Consider the following 6,439-nt stretch of genomic DNA (forward strand, 5'->3'; position numbering starts at 1 on the left):
CTAAGTTTATCATAATTATTGGATAAAGTCATGTTTTATGTTAAGCATATATTGTTTGTTTTTCATCTTCTATGAACCAATATAAGTTGGTTATTTCTGTGAAATACTGCACATACTGAATATAATATATCTTCTAAATATAATTTATATAGTATGTTTAAGTATAAGACATAGGAGGGTTAAAAATACATGGTAAATTTAGGTGTAATACATTATGCATATATCATTATCATTCTAATAATTACTATTATAATTTCTATGAAGAAAGATGTAATACTTCCATGTATTTTAGGAATTGGAGTAATTGGTTATATATTTACAGGAAGTATCCTAAGTGGTGTTCAAATCATATATAAGGCTATAGTAGTATCAGGAAAAGAATTCATCGAAATAGTTGTAGTTATTGCGCTAGTTAATGCAATGTCTAGTGCATTAAATGATTTGGGTGCAGATGAGCTAATTATAAAACCTATAAGAAAATTAATGATAAACAAAACTATATCATTCTTTGTTTTAGGTATTACAGTAACTTTGACTTCTTGGTTTATTTGGCCTACACCAGCCATAGTTTTTATAGGAGCGCTAATGGTGCCTGCAGCAATACAATCTGGTTTACCACCAGTATGGGCGGCTGTAGTTTTATGTCTATTCGGTAATGGTGTAGCATTATCAAGCGATTTCGTTCTTCAAGCAGCACCATCAATAACTGCGAAAACTGCAAATTTACCTAATGCATTAGGAATAATTAGAAAATGTCTGCCATTTTGGGGCGTAATGAGTATAGTTACTATTACTATAGCATTTATACTTATGAGAAGAGACAAACCCACAGACAACAAAGTAGATGAAGTTATAATTAGAACCAATAAATTGACACGAAATAATTTAGTAGGTACAAAAGTAATGGCTATATCTACTCCTCTTGTATTTATAATAGACATATTTTTAATTAAAAGATTCAACTTCATAGGATCTGAATCAACAGCCCTAATAGGTGGAACAGCATCAATATTAATGATAATTTGCTCTATAATTAATACTAATGTTAAAACATCACTCGGAGAAGTTACTAAATATATTAAGAGTGGGTTTGCTTTTGGTATAAAAATTTTCGCACCAATTATAATTATAGGTGCTTTTTTCTTTCTAGGAAGCGCAGGTAGTGCAGTTGATATATTAGGTAATGGAGCTACTGGTATTTTAAGCGATATAGGAGTATATGCTTCAAACAAGATACCATTATCTAAGTACTCTGTGGTAGGTATACAAACAGCAGTAAGCACTCTTCTTGGTCTTAGCGGTTCGGGATTCGCTGGTCTTCCATTAGTTGGGACTTTAGCTAATACTTTTTCAACCACGATTAATATAGACAAAGAACAGATTGCAGCATTTGGTCAAATAATTACCATTTGGATAGGTGGAGGAACTATAATTCCGTGGAGCGTAGTTGCCGCGGCTGGAATATGTAAGGTTGAACCTTTTGATGTTGCAAGGAAGAACATTATTCCTGTAACTTGTGGAATAGTTGCTACAGTAATATTAGCACTATTAATTTTATAATTTTTAGTGCTAATATTTTAATTAATAGTGACCTGTGCTTTAATTAATGGTAGCATGATAGATATACTAATACACTTAAGGAGAGTTTACATAGATGAATATTCAATTTTTCGGAACAAAAAAATGTTTTGATACAAAAAAAACTGAACGATATTTCAAGGAAAGAAATATAAAATATCAATTTATTGATATAAATATTAAAGGCCTTAGTAAAGGCGAATTACAAAGTGTTAAAAGATCTGTGGGTTTAAATAATTTAATTAACACAAATGCAAAGGACTATAAAAAATCAAACTTAAACCAAATTAGGGGAGAGGAGCTTAAAGAAGAAATTTTATTGAAAAATCCTCAACTTTTTAAAACTCCTATAGTTCGTAATGGGAAAGATGCCACTGTTGGTTATGTCCCAGAAATATGGACAACTTGGGAATAGTAATATCACATAGGAGGCATTTTGATGGATAAGGAACTAATTACAAATAAGACAATGGAATATGTAAAAAGCAAACTAGAAGGGGAAGGAACCGGGCATGATTTCTTTCATATATTGAGAGTTTACAAAACTGCACTTTATATATCTAAAAAAGAAGGGGCCGATTCATTTGTTGTTGGGTTAACTGCTTTATTACATGATATTGCGGATTGGAAATTTAATGATGGCAATAGTGATATAGGACCTAGACTTACAAAAGATTGGTTAGAGAGCTTAGAAGTTGATAATGTTATTATTAATAAAATTACTATGATAATAAGAACTATGTCATTTAAAGGTGGCACTACAAATTCTAAACAAGAAACAATAGAAGGTAAGGTAGTTCAAGATGCTGATAGATTAGATGCAATCGGTGCTATAGGGATTGCAAGAGCCTTTGCTTATGGTGGATATAAAAGGAGAGAATTATACAATCCTAATATTAAGCCACAAAAACATAAAGATTTTGAGCAATATAAGGTAAGTGTAGATACTACGGTTAATCATTTTTATGAAAAACTTTTATTACTAAAAGATTTAATGAACACTGAGTCAGGTAAAACTATTGCAGAAGAAAGACATAAATTCATGATAACATATTTAGATCACTTCTTTGGAGAATGGGATTGTATTGAAGTAAATTAAAAGTTAAGGTGAATTAACTATTATAGTTAATCCACCTCTTAAAGTTACTCAAATCCTTCTGAGTTCGTCTATATTAACACATAGAATAGTTGCTATTGTTTCAATTATATTAAAAGATGGATTTTTTTTACTTCCTCGTTCTAGTTCTTCTAAATAAGTCTGTGATACATGTACACTCAAATTCTTAGATAAAGTTGATATATCTTTGCTTGTTAAAGATTTATTAAGTCTTAATTCTCTAATCTTAGCACCATTAAGCATATAAAAACCTCCTTATATAGATATATAATACATATAAGCTGATATCTTTATCATACTAAGTTGTACAAGTTAAGTATACTATGAATAAAAGAAATAGCTATGTTATTATTATGGTTTTTTTGTTAAAATTAGAAGTGAATTAGAAAAAGTTACTCGCTACAGAATCGTTCATTAACACAGAGTTTAATAATTGTGAAATTTGTTCATATTTTGTTAATATATTCGCCATTCATGTGCCATAATATATCTTTATTATATAATTAGTGCTAAAAATAATAACATTAAAACGAAAATAAGGTATGAATATTGTTGGTATTGTAAATGCCACCAATTTTGTTTATATTAAATTTGTAATTAAGGAGAATTTTATATGATGGAAACTATTTTAATAGTTGATGATGAAGAAAGAATTAGAAATCTTGTTTCTATTTATTTAAGGAAGGAACAATATAATATTCTGCAAGCTGAAAATGGCAGAGAAGCTATAAATGTCTTTAATAAAAATACAGTAGATTTGGTTATTCTAGATGTAATGATGCCAATCATGGATGGTTGGGATGTATGTAAGGAAATAAGAAAGACTTCTAACATTCCAGTTATAATGCTTACTGCTAAATCTGAGGAAGACGACGAATTATTAGGCTTTGAATTAGGCACTGATCATTATATTACAAAACCTTTTGTTCCAAAACTTCTAGTAGCTAAAGTTAAAGCAATCATAAGGCGAACTTATAGCACTGAGAGTGTTGTAAAAGAAGAAGACAACTTTGATGGACTTGTAGTTGATAATTTAAGCCATGAGGTTACAGTAGACAATGTAGAAATCAATCTATCGCCAAAAGAATTTGAACTATTAAATTATTTTATACTTAATAAAAGAATTGTATTAAGTAGAGAAAAAATATTAGATGCTTTATGGGGTATTGACTATTTTGGAGATCTAAGGACTGTTGATACAGTTATAAAAAGATTAAGAGAAAAGTTAGGTGAAAAATCTTACCTTATAGCAACAGTAAGGGGTACTGGATACAAATTCGAGGTGAGAAATGAAAAGTAAAGAAAGTATTACAAGAAAACTTTTCATTATAACTTCTATAGTTTTTGTAGTTTTTATAACTACTAATTTAATAGTTCAATCTGCATTTTTCGGGCAATTTTATATAAAATGGAAAAGCGACACTTTGTCGCATGACCTCGTTAAATTTAAAGATAAATATAGTTTACTTAAGACAAATGATGAGGAGACTAGCTTAATTAGTACTTTTGAAGATCAGAATAGTTATAAGATAATTATAAGAGATAAAGCAGGTAATTTAAAATATCTTACAAAAACAGTTGATGCAAGAAAGGACTCTATAAAAGCAAGAATTATGGATCAATTAATGTCAACTCAAATAGAAACTATAGGTGGAGTTGCTAAATTCAAAAAAGATAAAAAACCTTTGATCTTTCTTACCGATAATAACCTAGATCTGGAAGTAAGTGCAACCACAATTTCCTATAGTGTAGCCGGTATTTCCTATGATGAAAAAAAAGATGAATTTATATACGTATATACTTCATTACAACCGGTAAATGAAGCAGTTCAAGTTATTAAAGAATTTTACTATTATTTTTATATAGGAGCCATAGTAATAATTTTATTTCTTTCTTTAATCTATTCAAATATGATTGCAAAACCATTAATAAAAATAACTAAAACAGCAGGTAAAATGGCAAAACTTGACTTTTCAGAAAAATGTGTAGTAAAAAGTAATGATGAAATTGGGGCTTTAGCGACTTCACTTAACCTTCTTTCAGAAAATTTAAATGAATCATTAACATCACTTAAAGATGCTAATTCAAAGTTAGAAAAGGATATTGAAAAAGAAAAGAAATTAACAGAAATGAGAAAAGACTTTGTGGCAGCAGTCTCTCATGAACTTAAAACACCTATAACCCTTATAGAAGGGTATACTCAAGCATTAAATGATGATATTTTAGAAGGCGAAGAAAAACAATATTTTATTGATGTAATAATGGATGAATCAAGGAAAATGAACAACTTAGTATCTGATATGCTAAATCTATCTCAACTAGAGTCAGGAAATTTCAATTTGGTTCAAGAAGATTTTTATATCGATGAATTAGTAAAACCACTTGCTAAGAAATTTTCATCCATGCTTAATGAAAAAGACATTAAACTTAGTGTTAATTTAGTTCAAAACATAAAAGTAACTGCTGATTGGAACAGAATAGAACAAGTCCTAACGAATTATATGACTAATGCAATAAGACATGTTAATAATGGTGGATCAATAGCCGTAACAATGCTCGATAGAGAAGATAGTATCTGCGTTGAAGTTGAAAATAGCGGAAGTAAAATTGATGAAGCAGAATCGGACAAAATATGGGATACTTTCTATAAAGTAGATAAATCGAGGACTAGAAAACTTGGAGGTACTGGGTTAGGGCTTTCAATAGTTAAAAATATAATATTACTTCACGGTGGTAGTTGTGGAGTGGCGAACACAGAAATGGGAGTTAAATTCTATTTTATTTTAACAAAACAATAATGATTTGTGTATTTTAATTTGTAGGGTAGCACCTGGTTCCATTATCTTTGCACGAATTCCAGCAGGTAACTGCTCTACAAAATATAAAGTACAAGTGTTTTTTAACTAAATCGTCATAAGATTAAAGGAGAAATTATTTAATTTAATCTGCCTGCTGTATAGTCCTATGATTTTCATAGGACTATTTTTAGAAAATGTATGTGATTAGCCGGCCATGAGCTTTTATAAAATATATCTAGTGCCTGAAATGAATGTTGGGAAATTAAAGGCTGTGAATATCTAAAAGAGGTGATAATGGCAGAGTGAAAAATTTTCCCATTATCATCTTCAAAAAACATTAAGTCACCTAATTCAAGTAATCTAATATCGTTTACTTCAAACCCCTTTATTCCTGAAGCCTCAGATTGGTAGTTATTTTTCAAAAGCCAATAAAGAGAATGTGCCACCGTCCATGAAATAGACCATGTGTCATCCTTAGTACCTATGTTATTAGATTTATGATACCACCAAGGATGTGATACATTATATAACATAGGTGATCCACCCGATAGTAGACACTGCGATAAAAAGTTCGCACAATCTCCACTGGTCTCATTATTAATAAGCGGGAAGTACCTAAAGCTCTGGTTCGGAAACAATGCATAGGTTCTTGCATATTTAACAGCATTTACTCTGGAATACTGGTTTGTTCTAAAAAACTCCATGTTACTCTCCATAAAATTACTATATATTATGATATTCATCCCACTCCGTTAGGTGTGGGATGGATAGCATAATGCATAAATATTTATCTGCTATATATGTATAAAAGAGTTTAAACATACACATAATAGGATATAATGATATTATGGAAAATAAATATAGAACAACTAAAACAACAGTTTCTTTAATTAATTATCATTTTATATTTTGCCCAAGATATAGAAGAAAAATATTTTTAATACCT

7 protein-coding genes and 1 pseudogene are annotated in these 6,439 nt (G+C 29.7%); 6 read left to right on the top strand and 2 right to left on the bottom strand.

All coding sequences use genetic code 11. The features are described from left to right. The first annotated feature begins 189 nt into the window (after positions 1-189). The 3 genes from KPL44_RS14260 (at position 190) to KPL44_RS14270 (ending at position 2,677) form a co-directional block, all read left to right on the top strand. A complete protein-coding gene (locus KPL44_RS14260; RefSeq protein WP_216251537.1) occupies positions 190-1,560 on the top strand; it encodes a TRAP transporter permease in 1,371 nt (456 codons plus the stop codon). 94 nt (positions 1,561-1,654) lie between these two features. After that, positions 1,655-1,993, top strand: a complete 339-nt coding sequence (locus KPL44_RS14265) for an arsenate reductase family protein (RefSeq protein ID WP_216108460.1) — start codon at positions 1,655-1,657, stop codon at positions 1,991-1,993. 24 nt (positions 1,994-2,017) lie between these two features. Further along, on the top strand, positions 2,018-2,677 hold the full coding sequence (locus KPL44_RS14270) for an HD domain-containing protein (RefSeq protein ID WP_216251540.1): 660 nt from the start codon (positions 2,018-2,020) through the stop codon (positions 2,675-2,677). Between the two features lie 48 nt (positions 2,678-2,725). On the opposite strand, the gene KPL44_RS14275 is transcribed toward KPL44_RS14270, so the two are convergent. Then, positions 2,726-2,938, bottom strand: a complete 213-nt coding sequence (locus tag KPL44_RS14275; protein ID WP_171297056.1) for a helix-turn-helix domain-containing protein — start codon at positions 2,936-2,938, stop codon at positions 2,726-2,728. Positions 2,939-3,308: 370 nt separating this feature from the next. On the opposite strand from KPL44_RS14275, the gene KPL44_RS14280 reads away from it, so the two are divergent. Both KPL44_RS14280 and KPL44_RS14285 read left to right on the top strand, forming a co-directional pair. Further along, positions 3,309-3,995, top strand: a complete 687-nt coding sequence (locus tag KPL44_RS14280; RefSeq protein WP_216251542.1) for a response regulator transcription factor — start codon at positions 3,309-3,311, stop codon at positions 3,993-3,995. After that, the gene (locus KPL44_RS14285; protein ID WP_216251545.1) at positions 3,985-5,493 is read left to right on the top strand and encodes a sensor histidine kinase; all 1,509 of its coding nucleotides are present in this window, start codon (positions 3,985-3,987) and stop codon (positions 5,491-5,493) included. Before KPL44_RS14280 ends, KPL44_RS14285 begins: the two co-directional genes overlap by 11 nt. 173 nt (positions 5,494-5,666) lie before the next feature. On the opposite strand, the gene KPL44_RS14290 is transcribed toward KPL44_RS14285, so the two are convergent. After that, entirely contained in the window at positions 5,667-6,197 is a 531-nt protein-coding gene (locus KPL44_RS14290) for an amidase domain-containing protein (protein ID WP_216251549.1), read from the bottom strand. 143 nt (positions 6,198-6,340) lie between these two features. On the opposite strand from KPL44_RS14290, the pseudogene KPL44_RS14295 reads away from it, so the two are divergent. Further along, a pseudogene (locus KPL44_RS14295) lies at positions 6,341-6,439 on the top strand (IS200/IS605 family transposase); the annotation flags it as partial.

The organism is Clostridium sp. DSM 17811, assembly GCF_018861905.1.
Lineage (GTDB): Bacteria > Bacillota > Clostridia > Clostridiales > Clostridiaceae > Clostridium_AD > Clostridium_AD frigoriphilum.